The sequence below is a fragment of the Afipia sp. GW823-FHT06G09 genome, assembly GCF_058794875.1.
In genome coordinates this window covers 217,863-241,387 of record NZ_JBXAHF010000004.1, presented here as the reverse complement: position 1 = coordinate 241,387, position 23,525 = coordinate 217,863, and the positions used below count along the sequence as shown (strand labels likewise).

18 protein-coding genes and 1 pseudogene are annotated in these 23,525 nt (G+C 61.4%); 7 read left to right on the top strand and 12 right to left on the bottom strand.

Annotated features, from left to right (window positions below; translation table 11 throughout):
* Positions 1–46 precede the first annotated feature (46 nt).
* From AC1Q67_RS17960 to mobA, 3 genes and pseudogenes are all read left to right on the top strand, one after another.
* Positions 47–883: pseudogene (locus AC1Q67_RS17960) on the top strand (Mrp/NBP35 family ATP-binding protein); the annotation flags it as partial.
* Positions 884–949: 66 nt separating this feature from the next.
* Positions 950–1,801, top strand: a complete 852-nt coding sequence (locus tag AC1Q67_RS17955) for a formate dehydrogenase accessory sulfurtransferase FdhD (protein WP_492237169.1) — start codon at positions 950–952, stop codon at positions 1,799–1,801.
* Complete coding sequence (mobA, locus tag AC1Q67_RS17950; protein WP_492236953.1) at positions 1,794–2,423, top strand: molybdenum cofactor guanylyltransferase MobA; 630 nt, start codon at positions 1,794–1,796, stop codon at positions 2,421–2,423. Before AC1Q67_RS17955 ends, mobA begins: the two co-directional genes overlap by 8 nt.
* A gap of 10 nt (positions 2,424–2,433) precedes the next feature.
* On the opposite strand, the gene AC1Q67_RS17945 is transcribed toward mobA, so the two are convergent.
* From AC1Q67_RS17945 to AC1Q67_RS17925, 5 genes are all read right to left on the bottom strand, one after another.
* On the bottom strand, positions 2,434–4,383 hold the full coding sequence (locus tag AC1Q67_RS17945) for a molybdopterin biosynthesis protein (RefSeq protein WP_492236955.1): 1,950 nt from the start codon (positions 4,381–4,383) through the stop codon (positions 2,434–2,436).
* 10 nt (positions 4,384–4,393) lie between these two features.
* Positions 4,394–5,524, bottom strand: a complete 1,131-nt coding sequence (locus AC1Q67_RS17940; RefSeq protein WP_492236957.1) for a molybdopterin-binding protein — start codon at positions 5,522–5,524, stop codon at positions 4,394–4,396.
* A 66-nt stretch (positions 5,525–5,590) separates the two neighbouring features.
* The gene (locus AC1Q67_RS17935) at positions 5,591–6,421 is read right to left on the bottom strand and encodes an ABC transporter substrate-binding protein (protein WP_492236959.1); all 831 of its coding nucleotides are present in this window, start codon (positions 6,419–6,421) and stop codon (positions 5,591–5,593) included.
* A gap of 19 nt (positions 6,422–6,440) precedes the next feature.
* Positions 6,441–7,163: an energy-coupling factor ABC transporter ATP-binding protein gene (locus AC1Q67_RS17930; protein WP_492236961.1), complete on the bottom strand. Its 723-nt coding sequence runs from the start codon at positions 7,161–7,163 to the stop codon at positions 6,441–6,443.
* A gap of 2 nt (positions 7,164–7,165) precedes the next feature.
* Positions 7,166–7,858 (bottom strand): ABC transporter permease, encoded by a 693-nt coding sequence (locus AC1Q67_RS17925; protein WP_024574082.1) that lies wholly within the window; start codon positions 7,856–7,858, stop codon positions 7,166–7,168.
* Positions 7,859–7,945: 87 nt separating this feature from the next.
* On the opposite strand from AC1Q67_RS17925, the gene AC1Q67_RS17920 reads away from it, so the two are divergent.
* Positions 7,946–8,839 carry a substrate-binding domain-containing protein gene (locus tag AC1Q67_RS17920; RefSeq protein ID WP_492236963.1) on the top strand — a complete coding sequence of 298 codons (894 nt, stop codon included), beginning with the start codon at positions 7,946–7,948 and terminating at the stop codon, positions 8,837–8,839.
* 2 nt (positions 8,840–8,841) lie between these two features.
* Here the strand turns inward: AC1Q67_RS17920 and AC1Q67_RS17915 are convergent, their stop codons facing one another.
* The gene (locus AC1Q67_RS17915) at positions 8,842–9,135 is read right to left on the bottom strand and encodes a hypothetical protein (protein WP_024574080.1); all 294 of its coding nucleotides are present in this window, start codon (positions 9,133–9,135) and stop codon (positions 8,842–8,844) included.
* 184 nt (positions 9,136–9,319) lie between these two features.
* Between AC1Q67_RS17915 and AC1Q67_RS17910 the strand changes: the two genes are divergently transcribed.
* Positions 9,320–10,639, top strand: coding sequence for a c-type cytochrome (locus AC1Q67_RS17910; protein ID WP_492236965.1), 1,320 nt, complete (start codon positions 9,320–9,322; stop codon positions 10,637–10,639).
* A 19-nt stretch (positions 10,640–10,658) separates the two neighbouring features.
* Here AC1Q67_RS17910 and AC1Q67_RS17905 read toward each other — a convergent pair whose 3' ends face one another.
* A complete protein-coding gene (locus tag AC1Q67_RS17905; RefSeq protein ID WP_024574078.1) occupies positions 10,659–12,281 on the bottom strand; it encodes an ABC-F family ATP-binding cassette domain-containing protein in 1,623 nt (540 codons plus the stop codon).
* Positions 12,282–12,553: 272 nt separating this feature from the next.
* Here AC1Q67_RS17905 and AC1Q67_RS17900 point away from each other — a divergent pair, with 272 nt between their 5' ends.
* Both AC1Q67_RS17900 and AC1Q67_RS17895 read left to right on the top strand, forming a co-directional pair.
* Positions 12,554–13,501 (top strand): AAA family ATPase, encoded by a 948-nt coding sequence (locus AC1Q67_RS17900; RefSeq protein ID WP_492236967.1) that lies wholly within the window; start codon positions 12,554–12,556, stop codon positions 13,499–13,501.
* A gap of 4 nt (positions 13,502–13,505) precedes the next feature.
* Entirely contained in the window at positions 13,506–14,876 is a 1,371-nt protein-coding gene (locus tag AC1Q67_RS17895; RefSeq protein WP_492236969.1) for a vWA domain-containing protein, read from the top strand.
* Between the two features lie 47 nt (positions 14,877–14,923).
* Here the strand turns inward: AC1Q67_RS17895 and AC1Q67_RS17890 are convergent, their stop codons facing one another.
* From AC1Q67_RS17890 to AC1Q67_RS17870, 5 genes are all read right to left on the bottom strand, one after another.
* Entirely contained in the window at positions 14,924–18,241 is a 3,318-nt protein-coding gene (locus tag AC1Q67_RS17890; RefSeq protein ID WP_492236971.1) for a carboxyl transferase domain-containing protein, read from the bottom strand.
* An 80-nt stretch (positions 18,242–18,321) separates the two neighbouring features.
* Positions 18,322–20,043, bottom strand: coding sequence for an AMP-binding protein (locus AC1Q67_RS17885; protein ID WP_492236972.1), 1,722 nt, complete (start codon positions 20,041–20,043; stop codon positions 18,322–18,324).
* Between the two features lie 36 nt (positions 20,044–20,079).
* Positions 20,080–20,955 (bottom strand): ABC transporter permease, encoded by an 876-nt coding sequence (locus AC1Q67_RS17880; protein ID WP_492236973.1) that lies wholly within the window; start codon positions 20,953–20,955, stop codon positions 20,080–20,082.
* A 1-nt stretch (position 20,956) separates the two neighbouring features.
* Complete coding sequence (locus AC1Q67_RS17875) at positions 20,957–21,910, bottom strand: ABC transporter permease (RefSeq protein ID WP_492236975.1); 954 nt, start codon at positions 21,908–21,910, stop codon at positions 20,957–20,959.
* Between the two features lie 57 nt (positions 21,911–21,967).
* On the bottom strand, positions 21,968–23,521 hold the full coding sequence (locus AC1Q67_RS17870) for an ABC transporter substrate-binding protein (protein WP_492236977.1): 1,554 nt from the start codon (positions 23,519–23,521) through the stop codon (positions 21,968–21,970).
* Positions 23,522–23,525: the final 4 nt, after the last annotated feature.

Below are 23,525 nucleotides of genomic sequence, written 5' to 3'. Positions count from 1 at the left end.
GCCGTGAGCGCGATCGGCCGGGAGATCGAATTTGTCAGTTACCCATGCTACCCCGAACCCACCCGCCACATCGAAGGCCGCGGGCATTCCCGGCGTGAAGCACGTCGTTGCCGTGGCCTCCGGCAAGGGCGGTGTCGGCAAGTCGACGACCTCGTGCAACCTCGCCCTCGGGTTCGCGGCGCTCGGACTGAAAGTCGGTATTCTCGACGCCGATATCTATGGCCCGTCGCAGCAGAAGCTGTTCGGGCTACGCGGCAAACCACGTCTGCTCGGTCCGCGCATGCTGGAGCCGCTGGAGCGCTTCGGGGTTAAAGTCATGTCGATCGGGCTTCTGGTCGAGGAAGACAACGCCATGGTCTGGCGCGGGCCGATGGTGATTTCGGCCATCACGCAGATGCTGCGCGAGGTCGCGTGGAATGATCTCGACATTCTCGTCGTCGATCTTCCGCCGGGTACTGGCGACGCACAACTCACAATGGCGCAGCAAACGCCGCTGGCGGGTGCGGTTATCGTTTCAACGCCGCAAGATATCGCTTTGATCGATGCACGCCGCGGCATCGAGATGTTCAAGAAGGTCAACATCCCGATATTGGGCCTGATCGAGAACATGGCGAGCTTCTGCTGTCCGGCCTGCAACCATGTCACGCCGATCTTCGGCCACGGCGGAGCGCGGTTTGACGCGGAAAAGCGCGGCATCCCCTTTCTCGGCGAAATCCCGCTGGACATGGCGATACGCCAGACATCAGATGAAGGCCGTCCGATCGTTGCCACCGACCCAGAAGGCGTTCATGCGAAGCACTATATCGGCATCGCACGCCAGCTCTGGACATCCATCACCACCGGCGCCGCGGTGAGACCCGCGCCGCGTATCGTGATCGAGTAAGCCATGACGGAAACAATTCAAGCCAGGTCGGCAAATGCGAGAAAGGACCAGCCGATCCCGCGCGTGATGCCTGACCCGAAGAATCCGCGCCTCACCGAGCGCGTCATGGGGATCGACCAGACCGGTGCTCCAGTCGAAATCAGCGTGCCGGTCGAGCGACCGCTGACCCTTTATCTGAACTCGCAGGAGATCGTCACCATGATGACGATCAACGACTATCCGGAATATCTCGCGCTCGGCTATCTCCTCAACCAGAACATGCTAAAGCCCGACGACGTCGTGACCGAGGTGGTCTACGATGACGATCTTCAGGTGGTGGTGGTCTACACTGAACGCGGCACCAACTTTGAGGAAAAGCTGAAGAAGAAGACGCTCACCTCTGGCTGCGCACAGGGCACAGCATTTGGCGACCTGATGGAAGCGATCGAGGGTGCCGTCCTGCCCAAGGCGGAATTGCGCACATCGTGGCTCTATCAGATGACCCATGCTGTCAACACCGCGCCTTCGCTCTATCTCGAAGCCGGCGCCATCCACGGCTGTGTGCTGTGCAAGGAAGGCGAGCCGATCTGCTACATGGAAGACGTCGGACGGCACAACGCCGTCGACAAGATCGCGGGATGGGCCTGGCGGCACAAGGTCGATGCCGCGGACAAAATCATGTACACCACAGGACGGCTTACTTCCGAAATGGTGATCAAGACCGTGCGAATGGGCATTCCCATTCTGGTGTCGCGCTCCGGCTTCACCGCGTGGGGGGTCGAACTGGCGCGGCAGGTGGGGCTGACACTGATCGGCCGGACCAAGGGCAAGCGATTCATCGCACTGTCAGGACAGGAGCGGATCGTCTTCGACCAAAGCCTGGAATTTGTCGCCGAGGAATCCGCGCGGCACCGGCGCAAGGGCAGCGACGATGACTGAGGACCGGCCATCGACAGTCGGTGTTCTTCTCGCAGGCGGGCTGGCGCGGCGGATGGGCGGCGGCGACAAGCCGATGAAAACCATCGGCGGCCGCACCATCCTCGAGCGTGTGATCGCGCGGCTCGCGCCGCAATGCGATGGACTCATTCTCAACGCCAATGGCGACCCTGCCCGCTTCGCGGCGTTCGGGCTTCCTGTCGTCGCAGACACCGTTGAAGGATTCGCCGGCCCGCTCGCCGGCATCCTGACAGCGCTCGACTGGGCGGCCGCGCACAGGCCGGATGTCGAATGGGTGCTCAGCGCGGCAACGGACTGCCCTTTCCTGCCGCGCGATCTGGTTGCGCGATTGCAACGTGCGCGGATCGCGGAAGACGCCCAACTTGCGGTCGCAGCTTCCGGCGATCAGACCCATCCGGTCATCGGACTCTGGAACGTCGCACTGCGCAGCGAACTTCGGCACGCGCTGGTGGTGGAAGACATACGCAAGATTGATCGCTGGACGGCTCGCTACAAGCTGGCAACAGTGACCTGGCCGGACAAGCCGATTGATCCGTTCTTCAACGCCAACACCGTCGAGGACGTCGCAGAGGCCGAGCAACTCGCGGCGCTCGACGACGCTTGACCCGGCCCCACTATGCCGGACGGAATCCCACCCGCTCCAGCGCTGCCCGCGTTTCCGGCGATGTGAGCGAGTCCAGAAAAGCCCGTACGGCGGGCCGCTGCTTTCGCGCGGTCACGAGCGCAAAGTCATAGTGCTCTTCGGCAAACGGAATGAACCCCAGCCCGGCGGCGCGCGCCACCGGTGCAATGGTCATGCCCCAGTCGGCACGCTTCTGCGCCACCGCCGCCGCGACGGCATTGTGCGAGCGCGGCTGGTTCCAGTAGCCATCCGGTTTTACACCATCGAGCAAACGATCGATCAGAATGCGCGTGCCCGCGCCCTGATTGCGGTTGACCATCAGACATGACGGGTCTTTCAGCGCGGCCCGCACAGCATCTTCCGCACTGAGACTTTCGAAGCGTTCGTCTCCCACACGAAACACAATGCCTTGCATACGCCGGTAGCCCGGCACGAGTTCAAGGCCGGGGACAAGAAACGGCGTGTTGTATGTATCGGTTTTTTCATCGAAGAGATGGATCGGCGCGAGATCACACTCACCGCGCCGCGCCGCGGCCAATCCGCCGAGGCTTCCCACCGAGATCGAACGGACAGACAGTCCGGCGCGCGCCAGCGGCGCCGTGACAACATCGAGTCCCGTACAATGGCTGCCGACAATGACCAGATCGGGCACACGGACATGCGGTGTGAACAGCGTCACTTCTGTGTCGGTTCCTGCGGGCATCTGGTCCGCAAGCGCATCGATTTTCAAAAACCCGTCGGCCTGCGCGAACGACGTGATCGCGCCGGAGCCCTTGCCCGACGGATAGGCGATCAATCCATCGTCGCCCTCCACCAGCGACACCATGACGAATTCGGTACGCCCAAGCTCTGACGCAATACGCACCGGCGCCTTCGCTGTCACGCGCGCATCGTTGCGCGGCGGCAATCCCGCGAGACGGCGCAACACCGGCACGATCATGTCGTGAAATGTGAACATCGCCGACGTGGGAAACCCCGGCAGGATCACGACCGGCTTACCGTCGCACACTGCGAGGCACAACGGCTTTCCCGGCTTCAGCGCAACGCCATGCGCGACGATGCCCGGCTTTCCAAGCCGCGCGACAATGCGATGGGAAACGTCACCTTCGCCTTTCGACGTGCCACCGGACAGAAGAAGCATGTCGCTGGCCGCCAGCGCCTCGCGCATCACAGCTTCGAGCTTGTCCTCCTCGTCCGGGAATGCGCCAAGAAAGACAGCCTCGCCGCCATTTTCGGAGACAGCAGCGGCAACGATCGCGCCGTTGGTGTCGTAGATCGCAGCCGGACGCAGCGGCAGGCCGGGTTGAACAAGCTCGTCTCCGGTTGAGATGATTGCAACGCGCGGCTTCTTCGTCACCGGAACGCGTGCGATCCCCGATGCAGCAAGCATGCCGATCTCGCGCGAGCCCACCAGCGTGCCGGCGCGCAGCAAAATCTCGCCGCGCGCGATATCCGAGCCGGCATAGGAGACGAACTGCCCCGGCGAGACAGCACGCCGGATCTCGATCGCGTCATTGCGCAGCGGCTGCGTATGCTCGATCATCACCACGGCATCTGCGCCGCGCGGAATGGGACCGCCTGTGGCAATCGGCGTCGCCGAGCCTCGCACCACTTGCAATTCCGGCGCAGTGCCGCAGGCAATTGTCTCATCGTTCAACCGCAGGTGAGCTGGCGACGCCTCGCCCGCAGCCTCCAGATCGGCGGAACGAACGGCAAACCCGTCAACGTTGGAACGGTCGAACGGCGGCACGTCCATCGCTGCCACCACATCGCTCGCCAAGGCCAGACCGAGCGCATCCGAAAGCGCGCGCTCCTCAACCGCAAGATCGCGCGGAAACAGCGCAGCCTCGAATCGCGCGAGCGCCTCCTCACGCGACAGGATCGTGAGAAACTGATCCTGATCCGCGCCATCGCGGCTTGAAGCTGGCCCTGACTTGTTCATTTCACTTAACTCATGACACTTCGCGAAGGGAAAGCGCGCCGACCGGCGTTCCGGCGGCATGACCCTCGCTGTTTCCCGCCACGGCAAGCCAGGCGTCGGCGCTGATAATGGCATCGAGTGAAAACTGTCCTGCCGCAAGCGGCATCCAGGCCTGATCCGACATTTTCAGCAGCACGATTTCGGCGACACCGATAGCGGAAGAAATCTTGCGCGCAAGGGGGCGGACCATTTCCTGCCGCGGCTGTCGTGCGGTCAGCATGTCCAGCACCGGTTGAACCACCGCAAGGCAAGCGCCCAGGGCCTGATCGGGCAAGCCCGGCAGCGCGACCAACGGCGTTGCGCCGATTTTACCAACGGCTGCGGTGCGCCCCGGCTGGAGGGCAAGGCCGTGCGCTAGCAGCGTGCCGCGCTCCTTGAGCGCCAGAACTGCCGTATCCATCCGACCGCTCCCCGTTCCGCCGACCGTCAGCAGCAGATCGCATCCCTCTGCGCCGATAGCAGCAGATACGCTTGCCACGTCGCGTCCCCTCGTTTTCGACATCGTCACGCGAGCGCCTGCGGCTTTCGCGAAATCGAAAATAAACTGTGACGACGCTGTGCTGCTGTCCGCCGCCTGCACATCGATCACGCGAACTTGCGGAGATCGAACCGCCACGTGCGCAAGTCCAGCCACGCGGGCTGCGAGCACATCGAGTGAGCCGACAACCCGGCCCGCTTCAGCAATCGAGCGTCCCGGCGCAAGATCCTCTCCGGCGCGGCGGACTCCCTGACCGGGTACGGCTTCGGCCACAACCTGACACAACGGCCCGGCCTGCTCCACGAGATCGGAATCCAGCACGCAATCGCAATTGTCCGGGAGACACTCCCCCGTCTCGACCCAATGCGGCGAGTTCACAAGCTGAAGCGGCGAATAGGACGATGCGCCGACGATGTCGCTCGCGCGCAGCGCCCATCCATCTGTGGTTGCCGTGTTGAAGGCCGGGAACGCCGCCTTTAACGGAGACGTCGCGGCTGCGACACGGCCGATCACCTCCTCTAGCGGCACTTCAATGGCATCGACGGGCTTCAGGTCGCTACACAGCAACCTGAGCGCAACATCGAGCGGCGTGAGCGCCGCTGTCAAACGCTGTGTCTGAATCATGCCGAATGGTGGACCATCTGGCGGTGGCTTAGCAACCGCCAGATGAACCTGCCTCAAACACGCTTGTCAGGATGCCTTCTTTTCGGCGTTGGGGAAGAACAGCTGCTTGCCGTTGACCTGATAAGCGGCGATAGCGGCCTGCCCCTCCGGCGAAATCAGCCAGTTAATAAAACTCTGGCCAAGATCCTTTTTCACGGTGGGGTGCTTTTCGGGGTTCACGAGAATGACGCCATACTGGTTGAACAGGCGCCTGTCGCCTTCGACCACAATCGTGAGGTCGCCGGGGCTCTTGAACGACAGCCAGGTGCCCCGATCGGAAACGACGTAGGCATTCATCGCACCCGCGGTGTTGAGCGCGGCGCCCATGCCCTGCCCGATCTCGCGGTACCAAGGTCCTTTGGCGGTTTCGAGATCGACTCCGGCCTGCTTCCACAAGGCAAGCTCCGCCGAATGGGTACCTGACTTGTCGCCACGCGAGACAAATGGAGCGGCCTTTTCCTGAATGGTTTTCAGCGCAACGACAATGTCCTTGCCCTTGACGCCTGCAGGATCGGTTTTCGGGCCGATCAGGACAAAGTCATTATACATGACATCGAAGCGCTTCACGCCCTGCCCTTCGCTGACGAATTTTTCTTCCTGCGCCTTGGCATGCACGAAGACAACGTCGGCGTCGCCGCGCCGCGCCGTATCAAGCGCCTGCCCGGTGCCCTGCGCAATCACCTTCACGTCAATGCCGGTCTTGGCTTTGAACAAAGGCAGGATGTGCCCGAACAGACCGGAATCCTGGGTCGATGTCGTCGAGGCGACGACGATGGACTTGTCCTGGGCGGAGACTGGTGTCGTGAACGCCGCGGCAAGCAGTGAGGCGACGAGGGCATAAGCATATCGATGTGTCATGACATGTCCTTGTGAGGGTTCAAACGACGAGATCACCGCGCACGAAAGCCGCAGCTTCCGGTGTCGACGGGTTCCTGAGAAAGTCTTCGGCAGGTGCCTGTTCGCGGACGGTGCCGCGCACCATGAAAACAACATCACCGGCAAGCCGCCGCACCTGGCCCAGATCGTGAGATGCCATGACGATCTTGATTCCGGATTGAGCGGCGGCACGTACGATCTCCTCGACGCCGCGCGTCGCCGCTGGATCAAGACTCGCGGTCGGCTCGTCGAGCATGAGCAATTCGGGATCCCGTGCAAGCGCGCGCGCAAGGGCAACCCGCTGTTGCTCACCGCCGGAGAGACGGCGGGCCGGGCGCATCGCGAGTTCGGAGAGGCCTACGCGTTCAAGCAATTCCACCGTACGAGCGGCAACCTTCTCGCGCGGGTAATCCGCATGGGTCAGGCCGTAAGCGACATTGGCGGCAGCAGTCCGTCGTAACATGACCGGGCGCTGAAACACGAACGCGCGCCGTGTTGGCTTGATGTCGGCCCGCCCGCCCCAGGTGATTGTGCCTTCGGTTTGCACCGAAAGACCCATACAGAGCCGCAGCAGCGTACTCTTGCCCGCCCCGTTCGGCCCCACCACCACGGTCGGCGCACCGGATGCGAGCGTCAGACTCAGGCGATCGATAATCGTCGTGACGCCAGCGCGAACGGAAACTCGATCGAAGATGACAGGAAGATCGGTGACCGGCGCGCGCATGTTCACCCCGCCTGCCGTTCGGACCACATACGCGCGCCCCATGCGGCGGCGTTGATCGCAAAAACCAGAACGACGAGAATCAAACCGAGCCCTAGTGCGAGCGGCAGGTTTCCTTTCGATGTCTCCAGTGCGATCGCCGTGGTCATCGTCCGGGTGAAGCCGTCGATGTTGCCGCCGACGATCATGACGGCGCCCACTTCTGCCGCGGCCCGGCCGAAGCCGGCAAGCAATGCGGTCAGCAGACTGAAGCGCGCATCCCACAACAGCGTCGTCATGCGGCCAAGCGGCCCGACGTCCATCGCAGACAGTTCGTCGCGATATTCTGTCCAAAGATCTTCAATGGTCTGGCGTGCAAGTGCGGCGATGATCGGCACGATCAGGATCGCCTGCGCAATCACCATGGCGGACGGCGTGAACAGAATGCCGAGCTCGCCGAGCGGTCCGGAGCGCGAGAGAAGAAGATAGACCACAAGGCCGACAACGACCGGCGGAAGTCCCATGAAGGCATTCAGGAGGACCACGATGGCATTGCGTCCGGAAAAGCGTGTAAGCGCCAGGACCGCCCCGAGTGGCAGGCCAATGCAGGCCGCGAGCACGACGGCCGAAAGGCTGACAGCGAGCGACAGTTTGACGATGGCAAATAACGCTGCATCGCCGCTCACGATCAATTGCCAGGCGTTTAGCCCGTCCAGCATTCCGTTTCCTCCCCATGCGTTGTCCTGCATATTTTTCGATGGTGTCAATGAATTGAAAATATGCAGGAATAATCATATAAACGCAGAATGGAAATGCTGACGACCAGTGAGGCAGCCGATTACCTCCGCCTTGGCGAGCGCAAGCTCTACGAGCTCGTCGCGGAAGGCGCGATCCCCTGCACCAAGGTCACTGGCAAGTGGCTTTTCCCGCGCGACGAGCTCGACCGCTGGATGCTGTCAGGCCTGATGCGGCCGGCCGGAATGATGGCGGCCGATCCGCCGCTCATTGTCGGTGGAAGCCAGGACGTGCTGCTCGAATGGTGCCTGCGTGAATCCGGCTCCGGCCTCGCGACTCTTACGGAGGGGACCGAAAGCGGTGTTGGACGCGTCTTGCGCGGCGAAGCGATCGCCGCGGCCATTCATTTTCATACGGACAATGAGGTGAACGGTTCAGGCGAAGACGCGAATGTCGCCGCGGTGCGCACGTTGTCGGGCTTGCACGATGCGGCGTTGATCGGTTTCGTGCGGCGCGAACAGGGCCTCCTGCTCCAGCCGGGAAATCCGAAAGGTCTGAATGGGCTCGCGGATGTCCTCGCGCGCGGTGCAACCATGGCCCTGCGGCAGCCCGGTGCGGGCGCTCAGATGCTGCTGGAAGTTCTTTTGAAACAGCATGGCGCGAAGCCGAAAGATCTCCGCCGGCTCGAGCCGCCCTGCTTGACCGGACCCGATCTCGCAACAGCGATCCGCGCGGGCGAAGCCGATTGCGGCATTGCGACGCGGGCTGCCGCTAGAGCAGCGGGTCTCGATTTCGTGCCGTTGCTCTGGGAAAATTTCGATCTGGTGATGCGGCAGCGCTCTTACTTCAAGCCTGCACTTCAAGCATTGGTCGGCTTTATTTCAAGAAAGCCGCTCAGGCAACGCGCGACCGATCTCACCGGCTATGACGTTTCGCCCGCCGGGACGGTCCGCTTTTTTGCGTGACGTTATTTTGATTTGGTGTCCGGCGGACAATCCGGGCTCACCTGCATCGGTTTGCCATCACTCTGGACAGTTGGCGCCGCAGAATTGGCATGGCCGCTGGCTGACGGCAGGATGGCGCTCTTCTCCATCGCCATCGAGTTCGTCGACGATGAATCCGCCGCCTTGCCCGTCGTTGTGCCGGGGGCCGTGTTGCAACTGGTTTCCGGCTTGTCAGCCGACGGTGCCGGCGTCTGTGCGAAGACAGGCGTCGTGGTGAAAACGCCCACAAGAATGGCTGCGGTGATCCGGTCAATCATTTTGAGGCTCCTGTGAGCGGAAAACATCAAGCGTCCGAACGAGGCAAACGCCCGTCCGTGACCATTGTTCCGTTGCAGCCAGTGACGCGCTGACGCAGGACCGCTTGGGCAGCACTTTATTGAACAGGACTTTCATGCTTCGCTGGATAAGAAATGAAAATGGCTTTTCGAGAAGGAACCACCGGTGCAAGGCGTTGACCGTCGCAACATAAGGTACCGGTTTCGCCTTTTGCTCGCGGTCAGTGTACTCGCCGCGGCAATCGGTGCGATTCCTGCCATCGCACAGTTACGTGGCCACGGCGGCCCGGTTCGGGCGCTTGCGATTTCATCCAACGGACGAACACTGCTCTCGGGAAGCTTCGATGGCAGCGCGATTCGCTGGTCGCTTGATCGCGACGCTGCCGAACAAGTGCTGCGATTTCATGCCGATGCCGTCAATGCGACCGCCCTCCTCAGGGATGGCCGCGCAGCAACTGCGGGCGCTGATGGTCGCATCGCAATCTGGACTCCGGGCAAACAGCAGCCTGACAGCGTACTCGAAGGCCACACGGCCCCGATCGCCGCGTTAGCGCTGTCACCGGATGGGGCAATCCTCGCTTCGGCGGCGTGGGATCACACTGTGCGACTCTGGCCGCTCGCTGGCGGCCCAGCGCGTGTGCTCGAGGGCCATACGCAAAACGTCAACGGCGTCGCCTTCAGCCCCGATGGCAAATCTCTTGTCAGTGTCAGCTACGACCTCACGGTTCGCATCTGGCCGCTCGACAGCACGGCTTCGCCGGTCATTGTTGCCCTGCCCACACCGCTGAACGCGGTGGTCGTGTCCGGTGACGGCGAGATCGCCACCGCCGGCGCAGACGGGAAAATCTATTTCCTCACCGGCGCGGGAAAACCGGACGGCGAAGCTGCCGCGGGACCGATACCGGTGATTGCAATGGCGGCATCGAAAGATGGTGCATTGCTCGCGGCGGCGGATGTTCGGGGCTCGGTTGCGATCGTCGATCGCAAAGCGCGCGCACTCGCCCGCAGGCTCGTCGGACCGGGACTTCCGGTGTGGTCGGTGGCGTTCCTGCCGGACAACGGCACGCTTTTGACCGGCGGCGCCGACACCGTGATCCGGCGCTGGAACGCACGCACCGGAGAGCCGATCGGATCGACAATTCAGGACAGCCCGAACGACCCGCTCGCCGCCTTTGCGGGTGACCGCGGCGCCGAGGTTTTTAAAGCTTGTGTGGCGTGTCATACGCTCACGCCCGATCAGGGCAACAAGGCTGGCCCAACGCTCTCGGGAATTTTCGGACGCAAGATCGCAACGCTGCCGGGCTACAATTTTTCAGAGCCACTGAAAAAGCTCGACATCGTTTGGACGCCGGAAACCGTGGCGAAACTTTTCGAGATCGGCCCCGCAGCCTATACTCCGGGCACAAAAATGCCGGAGCAGCTGATCGGATCGCCCGAGGATCGTAGCGCGCTGGTCCAGTTCCTTGCTCGCGCGACAAAGAAATAAGCCCGAAAACTTTCCTGGTTCAGTTCCGCAGGCCGGGCGCCTCATGGCCGGTGCGCGCGACGTACTCCGTATAGCCGCCGCCATACTGGTGAACGCCTTCCGGCGTCAACTCGAGCACCCGGTTGGACAAGGCTGCGAGAAAGTGCCGGTCGTGCGAGACGAATAGCATGGTGCCCTCAAACTGCGAGAGCGCTTCGATGAGCATTTCCTTCGTCGCCATATCGAGATGGTTCGTCGGCTCGTCCAGCACCAGAAAATTCGGCGGATCGAACAGCATCTTCGCCATCACCAGCCTTGCTTTCTCGCCGCCTGAAAGAACCCGGCACCTTTTCTCGACGTCGTCACCCGAGAAGCCGAAGCACCCAGCCAGAGCGCGCAACGATCCCTGCCCCGCCTGAGGAAACGAATATTCCAGTTCCTCGAACACGGTGCGTTCGCCATCGAGCAGATCCATGGCGTGCTGCGCGAAGTAACCCATCTTCACGCTGCCGCCGAGACTGACCATTCCATCATCCGGCTCTGTGGAGCCAGCCACCAGCTTCAGCAGCGTGGACTTGCCCGCGCCATTGATGCCCATCACACACCAGCGTTCCCTGCGCCGTACCGAGAAGTCCAGCCCCTCGTAAATGCTCCGGCTACCATAGCCCTTGTGTACATTCTTCAAGCTCACGACGTCTTCACCGGAGCGCGGCGCTGGCAGAAACTCGAACGCCACCGTCTGGCGTCGCTTGGGCGGCTCGACGCGTTCGATCTTGTCCAGTTTCTTCACGCGGCTCTGCACCTGTGCCGCATGCGAGGCGCGCGCCTTGAACCGCTCGATGAACTTGATTTCCTTCGCCAGCATCGCCTGCTGCCGCTCGAACTGCGCCTGCTGCTGCTTTTCGGCGAGCGCACGCTGCTGCTCATAGAATTCGTAATTGCCCGAATACGACGTCAACGAACCGCCGTCGATTTCCACCACCTTGCTGACGATGCGATTCATGAACTCGCGATCGTGCGAGGTCATCAGCAGCATACCCTCATAGTTTTTGAGGAATTCTTCCAGCCAGATAAGGCTTTCCAGATCCAGATGGTTGCTCGGTTCATCCAGCAGCATCGCATCAGGCCGCATGAGCAGAATGCGGGCCAGCGCCACGCGCATTTTCCAGCCGCCCGAAAGCGCGCCGACGTCGCCATCCATCATCTCCTGACTGAAACTCAGGCCTGCGAGGACTTCACGGGCGCGGCCCTCAAGGGCGTAACCGTCCAGTTCCTCGAAGCGGTGCTGCACCTCGCCATAGCGCTCGATAATGGCGTCCATCTCGTCCGCCTTGTCGGGGTCCGCCATGGCGGCCTCGAGTTCTTTCAACTCCGCAGCCACGGAACTGACCGGCCCGGCCCCGTCCATGACCTCGGACACCGCACTGCGGCCCGACATCTCACCGACGTCCTGGCTGAAGTAGCCGATGGTCACACCGCGATCGACGGCCACCTGACCTTCATCAGGGAGTTCCTGGCCGGTGATCATCCGAAACAGCGTCGTCTTGCCTGACCCGTTCGGACCGACGAGGCCAACCTTTTCGCCTCTCTGAAGCGCTGCGGAGGCTTCGATGAAGAGAATCTGATGGCCATTCTGCTTGCTGATATTGTCGAGACGGATCATGTGCACACGAGTCAGGGGAAAAAGTTGCGCCGTCTTAGGCCATGTGGCGCGGCCACGGAAGGGTGCGTATCACCACCAGACCACGCGAATACGACCCCGGAAATTTGCTGTTTCGCAAAAACAAAATAGCTACGTCGGATCAATATTTTACGATGAATTTCTCAAGCAAGATGGACGCCAGCCGCGCAGCATCGTAGCAATGCGCTGATACGCCCTCGCTGACCGGCGGCGTCCGGTTTAGGGTGATCTGACAACAGCCGGAGATATCGATCGTGACGGAACATCTGCCGGCGGCTTCCATCGAAGCCGTCGAAACCAGCCTCGCCTCGGCCGGCTATATCGCCAGCCGCCAGATTGCGACCGCGGTCTTTCTCGCGCAGCGAATTGAAAAGCCCATCCTTGTCGAGGGCCCCGCCGGTGTCGGCAAAACCGAGCTTGCCAAGGCTCTCGCCGCCTCGCGCAACCTCTCAATGATCCGCTTGCAGTGTTATGAGGGCCTTGATGAGGCAAAGGCGCTCTACGAGTGGAAATACGCCAAGCAGCTTCTCTATACGCAGATCCTGAAAGACAAGGTCGGCGAAGTCCTCGGCGGGGCTGAAACGCTTCCCGCCGCCCTGAGCCGCTTGCACGATTTTGGCGACGTCTTCTTCTCCCGCGAGTTCGTCGAACCCCGCCCTCTTTTGCAGGCGCTGCAGCAGACCAACGGCTGCGTGTTGCTGATCGACGAAATCGACAAGGCCGACGCGGAGTTCGAGGCTCTGCTTCTGGAAATCCTGTCTGATTTCCAGATCACCATTCCCGAACTCGGAACGATCTCGGCCATCGTGCCGCCGACCGTGATTCTGACCTCGAACGGCGAACGCGACCTCGGCGACGCCCTCAAGCGGCGCTGCCTACACCTTCACATCGGATTTCCCGATCAGAAGCTGGAAGAGCGGATCATCGAAAGCCGCGTTCCGGGAATCTCGCAATCCCTGCGCAAGCAGATCGTCGGCTTCATCAACGAGGTTCGCACTCTCGATCTGAAGAAGCTGCCGTCGGTCAGCGAAACCATCGACTGGGCGCGCGTGCTCGTCCTCCTGGAAGCGCCGGAACTCGACAGCGAGACCGTCAAGGAAACGCTGAACGTTCTCCTGAAGTACGAAGCGGACATCGAAACCACGCTGCCGCAAGTCAGCGCTTTAGTGGCCAAGGGCGGCCGACAGAACGTATTCGGATAATGCAATGAGGGAAAACCTTCATCGCTTCTTTCGTGCAGCGCGCGGCGCAGGTGTTCGCATCTCGCCGTCCGAGAGCATGGATGCGATGAGGGCTGTGGCTGACATCGGTTTTTACGACCGGTCCGTTCTGCGCGACACCTTTCTCGTGACTCTCGCCAAGAGCCAGGAAGAAAAGCGGCTGCTCAGCGACTGCTTCGATGTGTTCTTCGATCATCCCGAGCTGACCCAGCCCCTCGCCGATGGCGATCCGGACGCCTCGGGCGAACAGCAAGAGGGCTCGGAATCTGGGCAGACTGAAGGCACCCCCGGCGCGCCCTCCTCCGGCCTCGGCCAACTGGCGCAGACGCTTCTTTCGCAGGACCGTGCCGAGATGGAAGCGGCCATTTCCAATGCGGCCAACGCCGCTTCGCTGTCAGACATCCGGTTTTTCACCCAGCGCGGCATCTTTTCCAGCCGGATTCTCGATCTGCTTGGAATTCAGCAACTGCGCGACGATCTCGAGCAACTGGCGCAAACCAACCCTTCCGAAGCCGAGCGGCTCGCTGCCGCGACCGAGGCCCTGCGCGAAAACGTTCGCGATCGCGTCTCACAGGCACTCCTTCTGTACGGGCGCGAAGAAACCGAAAATCTTCGCAACGAAATCCTGAAGAATGCGCCCCTCTCGCAGCTCGACCGGCGGCAGGTCGAACAGATGCGCGCGCTCATCCGCGTCATGGCGCGGCGGCTCCGCGAGCGCTACAGCAGGCCCCGCAAGCGCCAGCGGCGCGGGCATCTCGACGTGCGCCGAACCATCCGGCGCAACGCCGCGTGGGGCGGCGTTCCGTTCCTGACCACGTGGAAACGCCGCCACCGCGACAGGCCGAAAATCGTTGCTATCTGTGACGTCAGCGGCTCCGTCGCCAAGGTGTCGGATTTTTTTCTGCTGCTGATTTACAGCCTGCATGAAATTGTCTCCGATGTGCGCTCTTTCGCGTTCTCGGGTCATCTGGTGGATGTCAGCGACATTCTGGATTCAAAAACGCCCGAGGCAGCCATGGCGGACATCATGTCGCTGGTCGGCCTGGGATCGTCCGACTACGGAAAATCGCTGGCGGATTTCGAGTCACAATGGATGCGCCACGTCACACCGCAGACGACGGTCATTGTGCTCGGTGACGCGCGAACGAACAATCTCAATCCGCGGGCCGATATCCTTCGTCGTATTTCGGAGAGATCAAAGCGGCTGGTATGGCTCAATCCCGAAGGGCGCATGATCTGGGGAATGGGCGATTCCGAAATGCCGCGATACGCGACGTATTGCAGCGTCGTCCGTCAGTGTTCGACGGCCCGACAGCTTGAACGCGCCATCTCCGATATCGTTTCATCCTACCAATAAAACGGGAGAGCCCTCCCCCTGTTGGGGACAGGACCTCCTCTCGTTTCTCACCAGGTATCGATGCACGGCCGCTTGCGGTGCTCGCGCTTTGCCGGCTTCGGCACCGAGCGCAGCCCGGCCATGATCCAGCTTCGCGTTTCCGCGGGATCGATCACGTTGTCGATTTCGAACACCGACGCGATCGAAGTGGCCTTGCCGTTGGCGTATAGTTCGGCGACTTTTGCCTTGTAGTATTTCTCGCGTTCCACCGGATCGGGAATCGCTTCCATCTCCTTGCGAAAGCCGAGCCGGACATAGCCTTCCAGACCCATGCCACCAAATTCGCCGGTCGGCCACGCCGCCGTGAAGAACGACGCGTGGAAGCCACCGCCGATCATCGACTGCGCGCCAAGGCCGTAACCCTTGCGAAGCACGATTCCAAACAGTGGCACGGTCATGCTTGCGCCGGTTACGAACATGCGCGCCACATGACGAACGATTGCGGTTTTCTCTGCCTCCGGGCCAACCATGAATCCCGGCGTGTCGCACAACGACACGATCGGAATGTCGAACGCGTCGCAAAGTTGCAGGAAGCGCGCCGCCTTGTCACCCGCGTTGGCGTCGATCGCACCACCGAGATGCTTGGGATTGTTCGCAATCAGGCCGAAAGGCTTGCCCTCGATTCGGATGAACGCCGTAATCATGCCGACGCCGAAGTCGCGCCGGATTTCGAGCACCGAGCCTTCGTCTGCGATCAGATCGATGACGGATCGGATATCGTAGACACGCAGGCGGTTTTCGGGGATCGCGCGGCGTAGCAACCGCTGGTCAGGTGCTTTCCAGTCGGCAAGCGCGCCCTGAAAATACGACAGGTATTTTTGCGCGGCAGCCGTCGCGGCCTCTTCGTCCGCGACGAGAATATCGACAACCCCATTGGGCGACTGGAACGACACCGGCCCCACTTCCGCCGGATGATAGACGCCAAGGCCGCCACCTTCGATCATCGCCGGTCCACCCATGCCGATCGACGCATTCTCCGTGGCAATGATAACATCACAGCAGCCGAGCATTGCGGCATTGCCTGCGAAGCAATAGCCCGAAACGACGCCGACCACCGGCACCAGCCCGGACAACCGCGCAAACTGCACGAACGAGGGCCCGTCGAGGCCAGTCATGCCGAGCCGGTCGGTATCGCCGGGTCGACCGCCGCCGCCTTCAGCATAGAACACAAGCGGCATGCGCCACTGCTCGGCAAGGCTGAGCATCCGGTCGATCTTCTTGTGATTCATGTGACCCTGAGTGCCGGCCAGCACGGTGTAATCGTAAGAGATCACCATGCAGCGTGCATCCTGCTCGCCGAGCTTGGTTGCGTTCACTGTCGCAACACCGGCAACAAGACCGTCGGCCGGGGTGTTCTTGATCAGGTCATCGACAGGCCGGCGGCGGCGCTGCGCGGCAATCGCCAGCGAGCCGTACTCCATGAATGATCCCTCGTCGACGAGCTGGGCGATATTCTCCCGCGCCGTTCTCTGGTTCGTCTTGCGGCGGCGCTCCACCGACTGCGGCCGGTTTTCATCCAGTGTATTGCCCTGGCGTGCGATCATCTCGGCCAGATCGGGACGAATGAAATCGAGATCGATCTCGGCTTCCTCCACCAACTCCTGCCCGACCATCTCCTGCGGCTCGATATAGAGGATCGTTTCGGCCTGCATTAGCGTGACGCCGTCAGCCGCGACGATCCTGGTGATCTTTCCGCCCTGCTGGGCGGTCACCAGATGCTCCATCTTCATGGATTCGATGATCGCAAGTTGCTGTCCCGGATGAACGATGTCGCCCTCAGCAACCGGGATCGCAACCACCGTACCTTGCAGCGGCGCCGCTACTGCGACCGATCCCGCCGGCCCGCTCGTCGCGCCGTCATTCTTGGCGCCGGTACCCGATTTATCCTCGCCCACGCTTGTAAAGAACAGCGGCTGAGCAGGCTCCCTGGCCGCGCTAACAAGCGCGGCCGCATGGGTATCGACAAAATTCGTGCTGATCTGGTTGGCAACAAAATCCGGATTTGCCAGCAGCGCCTGGATGAACGGGATGTTGGTCGCGACACCGTCGATACGAAATTCGCGCAGCACGCGCGCAGCCTTTGCGACCGCATCAGGCCAGCGTGCGGACGGCGTATGAACGATCACCTTGGCCAGCAGCGAGTCAAAGGCAGCGCTTGTCTTGTAGCCAGCATAACCGAAGGTATCAACACGCACGCCCGGACCGGACGGCGGCTCAAATACCCCCAGCACGCCGCCGGTCGGCTTCGTTGCTCCGCTCTCGTCCATCACTTCCATGTTGATGCGTGATTGAATCGCAAAGCCGCGCGGCGACGGGACATCGGACTGCGCCAGCCCGAGCGAGCCCAGCGTCGCACCGTCTGCGACCGCAAGCTGCGATTTCACCAGATCGACGCCGAGCACTTCTTCCGTGACCGTATGCTCGACCTGAAGCCGCGGATTTGCCTCGATAAACGCAAAGGCGCCATCGCCCTCGCCAGCTTCCCCGTCCACCAGAAACTCGAAGGTGCCGAGGCTGTCGTAGTTCGCCGCTCCGGCCAGTTGTTTTGCGGCTTCAACGATGCGCGCACGGAGACCATCGCTAAGCGAAGGGCTTGGCGCGACCTCGATCAGCTTCTGGTTGCGGCGCTGGATGGTACACTCGCGTTCCCACAGATGGCTGATCGCGCCATGGCGATCCCCGATAATCTGCACTTCGATATGGCGCGCCTTGCGAATGAGCCGCTCGACATACACACCGTCGCTGCCAAATGCCGCTTTCGCCTCGGACTGGCAGCGTGCATATGCTTCCTCCAGATCGGACGCCTTCTCCACAGCACGCATGCCGCGGCCACCGCCGCCGGCCATCGCCTTGACCATGACAGCGCCGTCCTTGCCGAGCGATGCAAAAAACGCTTTTGCCTCGTCCAGCGTGGTCGGGCCGACGGTGCCTTCGATCACCGGGACACTGCAACGTTTCGCCAGCGCTTTCGCCGCAACCTTGTCACCGAACAGATCAAGCGCCTCAGGCGAAGGCCCGACGAATATAATCCCCTCTTCCGCGCAGCGCCGTGCCAGCACAGAGTTCTCGCTGAGAAATCCGTAACCCGGATGCAGTGCATCGCAACCGGTGGATTTCGCCGCCGAGATCACGCCTTCAATATCAAGATAGGCACGTGCACCGCGCCCGGGAATTTCGCAGGCCTTGTCCGCAGCACGGACATGAAGCGATAATGCATCGTCAGCCGGATAGATCGCAACCGTTGCGAGCCCTGCGTCTGCGGCGGCGCGCGCGATACGAATCGCGATCTCGCCCCGGTTGGCGATCAGCAGCTTGCGAAATGACATAACTCTCTCCGTCACAAAACAACATCACTCCGGTGCGGGCACTCGTGACACCGCACCGGATGAACAATTTAGCGATCAACTCACGAGGCGGCGGGCGTCTTCACGTCAAGTTCCTGCTTCTTGACCTTGCCGGTCGCGGTCATCGGCAACGCGTCGATGATCCGCACTTCCGGCACCTTGTAGACAGCCATCCGCTCCGCGCACCATGTACGAATATCTTCCGGCCTGGTCGTTCCGATCGCCTCAGGTTTGAGCTGAATGAACGCCACCGGCACCTGTCCCTTGTCGGGATCATCACGTCCGACAACACCCGACCCCAGCACCGCGGGATGCTGTCCGAGCAGCGCCTCGATCTCCGGCGGAAACACGCTCATGCCCTTGACCTTCAGCATCTCCTTGCGGCGACCGAGGAAGTGAATAAACCCTTCGGTATCGATGCATCCGATGTCGCCGGTGCGCAACCAGCCATCGACGAGAGACTCTGCCGTCGCTTCCGGCTTGTTCCAGTAGCTCTTGAGCAGCGACGGCGTGCGAACGCGGATTTCCCCCTCGCTCCCAAGCGGTACGAGTTCGCCGGTCTGGAAGTCCGTGATCTTGAACTCCGCGCCCGGCACCGGAAGTCCGACGAAAATCGGCTGCGAGATCAAATCGAAATCATTGTCCTGGAAACCCGCCGTGAAGGTGTTCGACGTATGGGTTTCGGTCATGCCATACGCAGCTTCTGTTAGAACTGTTCCCGTCAGATACTTCCACCGCTTGCGATAGTCAGGATTGAGCTTCTTCACGAACGACACCACGCGGACCTGTGTCAGCGACGACAGGTCGAACTCCTTGAATCGCGGATGATCCATCAGCTCGACCGCGCCATCCACCGGCATCGCCGTGATGTTGACTTTATACTTGTCGATAGCAGCAAGTGTGCTCACCGCATCCCAGCGCGCCAGCAGCACGAGCGTCGCGCCAGTGAACAGCGGGAAAATCAGTCCAAAGTTCTCACCCGCAATCCAGAATTCCGGGAAGAATGACAGAAAGATGCTGTCCTCGTTGGCTGCGACAGAAATGCCATGGTTGGCCGCGGCCGTATAGACCATGTCGCGTTGGGTATGGACACAGCCCTTCGGCATGCCCGTCGTACCGCCAGTGTAGTTGAGCGCCGCAATGTCATCGAGACTGGCCGGCGGCAGCGGAACAGGCGCAGGCATCGCAGCAAGAGCCGGCAGCAGATCGGTCGCGCCCGGAACCGCGAGGCGCGGGCCGGTGATCGAATCCGGGACCGGAATGGAGGGGTTTGCAGGGATAACATCGGCGAAGCTGGTGACGATGACCTCGCGCAGCTTGGTCTCCGCTCTCACCTGATCGACGGTCGCCGCAAGCTGGTCGAGCGCGACGATGACCTCGGCATCTGTGTCGTTGAGCTCATAGGCGAGCTCGAAAGCGCGCGACAACGGGCTGACTGGCACATGGATCGCACCCAGTTTAAGGATACCGAAGAACACAATGTGAAACTGCGGACAGTTTGGAAGAAACACGGCGACGCGATCGCCCTTGCGCACGCCCTTCGCCTGCAAGAGGGCTGCGAACCGGTCGCTTTGTTGATCGAGATCGGCATAGGTCGTCACATGGCCGTAGAAAATCACCGCCGGTCGCTGCGGCCGCCGTTTCGCCCAGGCACGCAGATATTCGGTAAGCGCGACCTCGCCGTGAGGATACTGCGGCACTCGCGGGATTCCCTCTGGCCATGTCTTGCTCCAGAGGGCGTGCAACTGCTCCAGATATTCTTTTTCGTCCAGGCGCGCGGCCATTTCCGTTCTTCCTTCTTATCTTTCAGAAATTAATCATCAACGGCGCTTCATGGTTGGATCGAGCGCAACACGCATCGACTCGCCCAGCGTGTTGAACGCAAGTGCCGTGAACAAAATCGCAAGCCCAGGCGGATACATCTGTTCAGGCGCGATCTCCATGTTCTGGTAAGCGCGCGCCAGCATCGCGCCCCAGCTCGGGTCCGGCGGCTGAATGCCAAGACCGAGGAAACTGAGGCTTGCTTCAGCGAGCAGCGCTGCGGCCAGCAACAACGTGACCTGGACGATCACCGGCTGAATTGCATTCGGCAGAACATGCCGCCAGAGGATGCGCCCCGTGGAAACGCCGAAACAACGCGCCACATCAACATAGAGTTCGTTGCGCACCACCAGCGTGCGCGCACGGACCAGCCGCGCCAGTTGTGGCGCGAACACGATCCCGACCGAGATCATACCGTTGGTCAGGCCGATCCCGAGTGCACCCGTGACCGCGATGGCGAGCACAATGGCTGGAAACGACAGGAAGCTATCCACCACGCGGCTGATCGCCTCGTCGACCCATCCCCCCAGATAGCCGGCCAGCACACCGACCGGAACGCCAATCGCAACGGCGATGGCGACGGCGAGAAAGCTTGCGTAGAGTGACGCCATGCCGCCGTAGATCAGCCGGCTCAGCGTATCGCGGCCGAGATCATCAGCGCCGAGCCAGTGCTTCGCCGTCATCGGCGACAAAGCCGCATCGAGATCTTGCAACGTCGGTGAATAGGGAGAAATCCAGGGCCCCAGGATCGAAATCAGGATAAGGATCAGCAGAAACGACAGGCTTAAAGCGCCCCGCAGATCAGAACGAAACCAGCGGCCGAAGCCAGCGAACCAGCTTGGCTTGCGTTCCACGATGACAACCGTATCCGCCATCTCAGGAAATCCTCGGGTCGAGAACGCTGTAGAGAATGTCGGTCAGCAGATTCAGCGTGACCACAATAAGGACCATTGCGAACACGACGCCCTGCACCACCGGAAAATCCCGGTTCATCGCAGCATTGACAATGAGACTGCCCATACCGGGAATGGCGAACACAGCCTCCACGACGACTGTTGCCGCAAGCATGCGATTGGCGAGCAGGCTCACCACCGTGAGGAGATTAACGCTGACATTCTTCAGCCCGTGCCGCCACAGGATTGACGACGGCGGCAGGCCCTTGGCGTGCAAAGTGCGCACCTGCTGCGACGACAGGATTTCGACCAGCGAGGAGCGAAGCTGCCTTGCAACCTCGGCGATGCCACCGGAAGCCAACGCTGTCGCGGGCAGAATCGCATGACGTAACGCACCCCAGGGATCCTGCGAGAACGCCACTGCCCCCGTAGCCGGCAACCAGTTCATTTCCAGTGCGAAGAATGCCACCAGCAACATGCCGAGCCAGAAGTTCGGCACAGCAACACCCAGCGATGCGATCGCCATGACGAAACTGTCGATCCATGATCCCGGCCGACTGGCCGCCGCGATACCAAGCGGAATTCCGATAAATAGCGACAGCAGCAGCGCGAGTGTCACGATCAGAAGCGTGTGTGGCAGACACCGCTGGATCGAGGTGAGGACCGCCTCACTTGAAATGAGCGAGTTCGACAAATCACCATGCGCAGCTTTCCAAAGCCACGCCCCGTATTGGACGAGAAACGGCCGGTCGAGGCCGTAGATCTCGCGGATTTCCGCGATCCGCTGTTCCGATGCATTGTCGCCAGCGAGCGTTACCGCGACATCGCCCGGCACCAGCTTCAGCAGGCCGAAAACAATGAAGGTCGAGAGCACGACCACCGGGACCGTCTGCAACAGACGGCGACCGATGATGCTGAGCTTTGCGGCGGTAATCATGACGGACCATGCCCTCGTGGTCGAATGACCGGCGCCGCAACGGCGCCGTCAAGGATATTATCCCAGCGAGATGTTCTCGAACTTCGGCTTGCCGAGCAGGTTTGGCTTGAAGCCCTTGACCTTCTCGGAGAGCGCGTCGAGTTCAAACTGGAAGGCGAGCGGAGCAGACAGCGCATTCTCCATGGTGAATCGCTGGATCTTCGCGAACACCGCTGCGCGCTTCGCAAGGTCTTCGCTTTCGCGGCTTTCCTGAATCAGCGCCGACAGCTCGGGTGCCGCAAGGCGGCCTGCGTTGTAGTAGGCGCCCTTATCGAAACCGAGCGCATAGGTCATGCTTGGATCGGGACGTCCGGTCCACGCAGACACCAGAAGATCGAACTTCTTCTCGGTGGCGAAGAACTGCGAGCTGATTTCCGCGATCGTACCGCGCGTGAACTTGAGCCGGATGCCCGCCTTGCCAAGCTGATCCTGGATCACTTCGCCGCGGCGAACCGAGTCCTGATCCATGTAACCGCCGATGGTCAGTTCAAGGCCATCCTTGAAACCGGCCTCGGCCAGCAGCTTGCGGGCTTTGTCCGGATCGTGCGGATAGAGATTGGCGATGGACTTGTCATAAGCCCAGTGCGTGCTCGGCAAGGTCATCCTTGCCGGTTCGCCAAGACCTCCCATGGTCGCCTTGACGAAGGCGTCGCGATCCAGCGCGAAATTGATCGCCTGCCGGACCTTGATGTTATCGAGGGGCGCACGAGCGGTATTGATGTAAATCTGAACGCAATACAGCGTCGGCGACGTCACCGTTGTGAGGTTCTTCGCCCGGTCAATGACCGGCTTCAGACGCGCAGGCAGCGCGAACGACATGTCGTTTTGGCCAGCAACCACCGAGCGCAGCGCGGTCGCTAGCTCGGGAATAATATTGAATTCGATCCCGTCGAGATAAGGCCGCCCCGGGCGCCAGTAGCTCTCATTGCGAGCGACGACAATGGCTTCGTTGTCGGCCCACCGCACAAACTTCCACGGCCCTGCCCCGACCGGCTTGCGGTCAGTGTCGTTGCCAAGTGCCTTGATGTTGGTCGGCGACACCATCATGCCTGCACGGTCGGAGAAGATCGCAGGCAATGCGCTGTCCGCGTTCTTCAGCTTCAACGTGACCTGCAGCGGGCCGGTGACCTCGACGGACTCGATGCTCGTGAGATCCGCTTTCACGTTCGAGCGCTGATCCGCGCGGCCGCGATCGATGTTGAACTTGACGGCTTCCGCATCGAGCGGTGTGCCATCGTGAAACTTGATGCCACTCTGGATATCGAACACCAGCGTCTTGGGGTCCGGGTAGTTCCATTTGGCAAGGCCGGGCTTCGGCTTGAGCGTGTCGTAGTCCCACTCGACCAGCGTATCGTACATGGTCCAGAGAATGCTGTGATCGGAACCTGCTCCACCAGTTGCCGGATCGAGCGACGACGGATTGACAGGCGCGGCAACTTTCAGGATGCCGCCCTTCTTTTGCGCCTCAGCGAGCGCCGGCAGACCGAATGCACCGGCGGCGGCGGCACCTCCCATCAGCGCCAGCATCTCACGACGGTGTAAAAGGCCCAGCATGTGATCGGATTTACTCATTTCG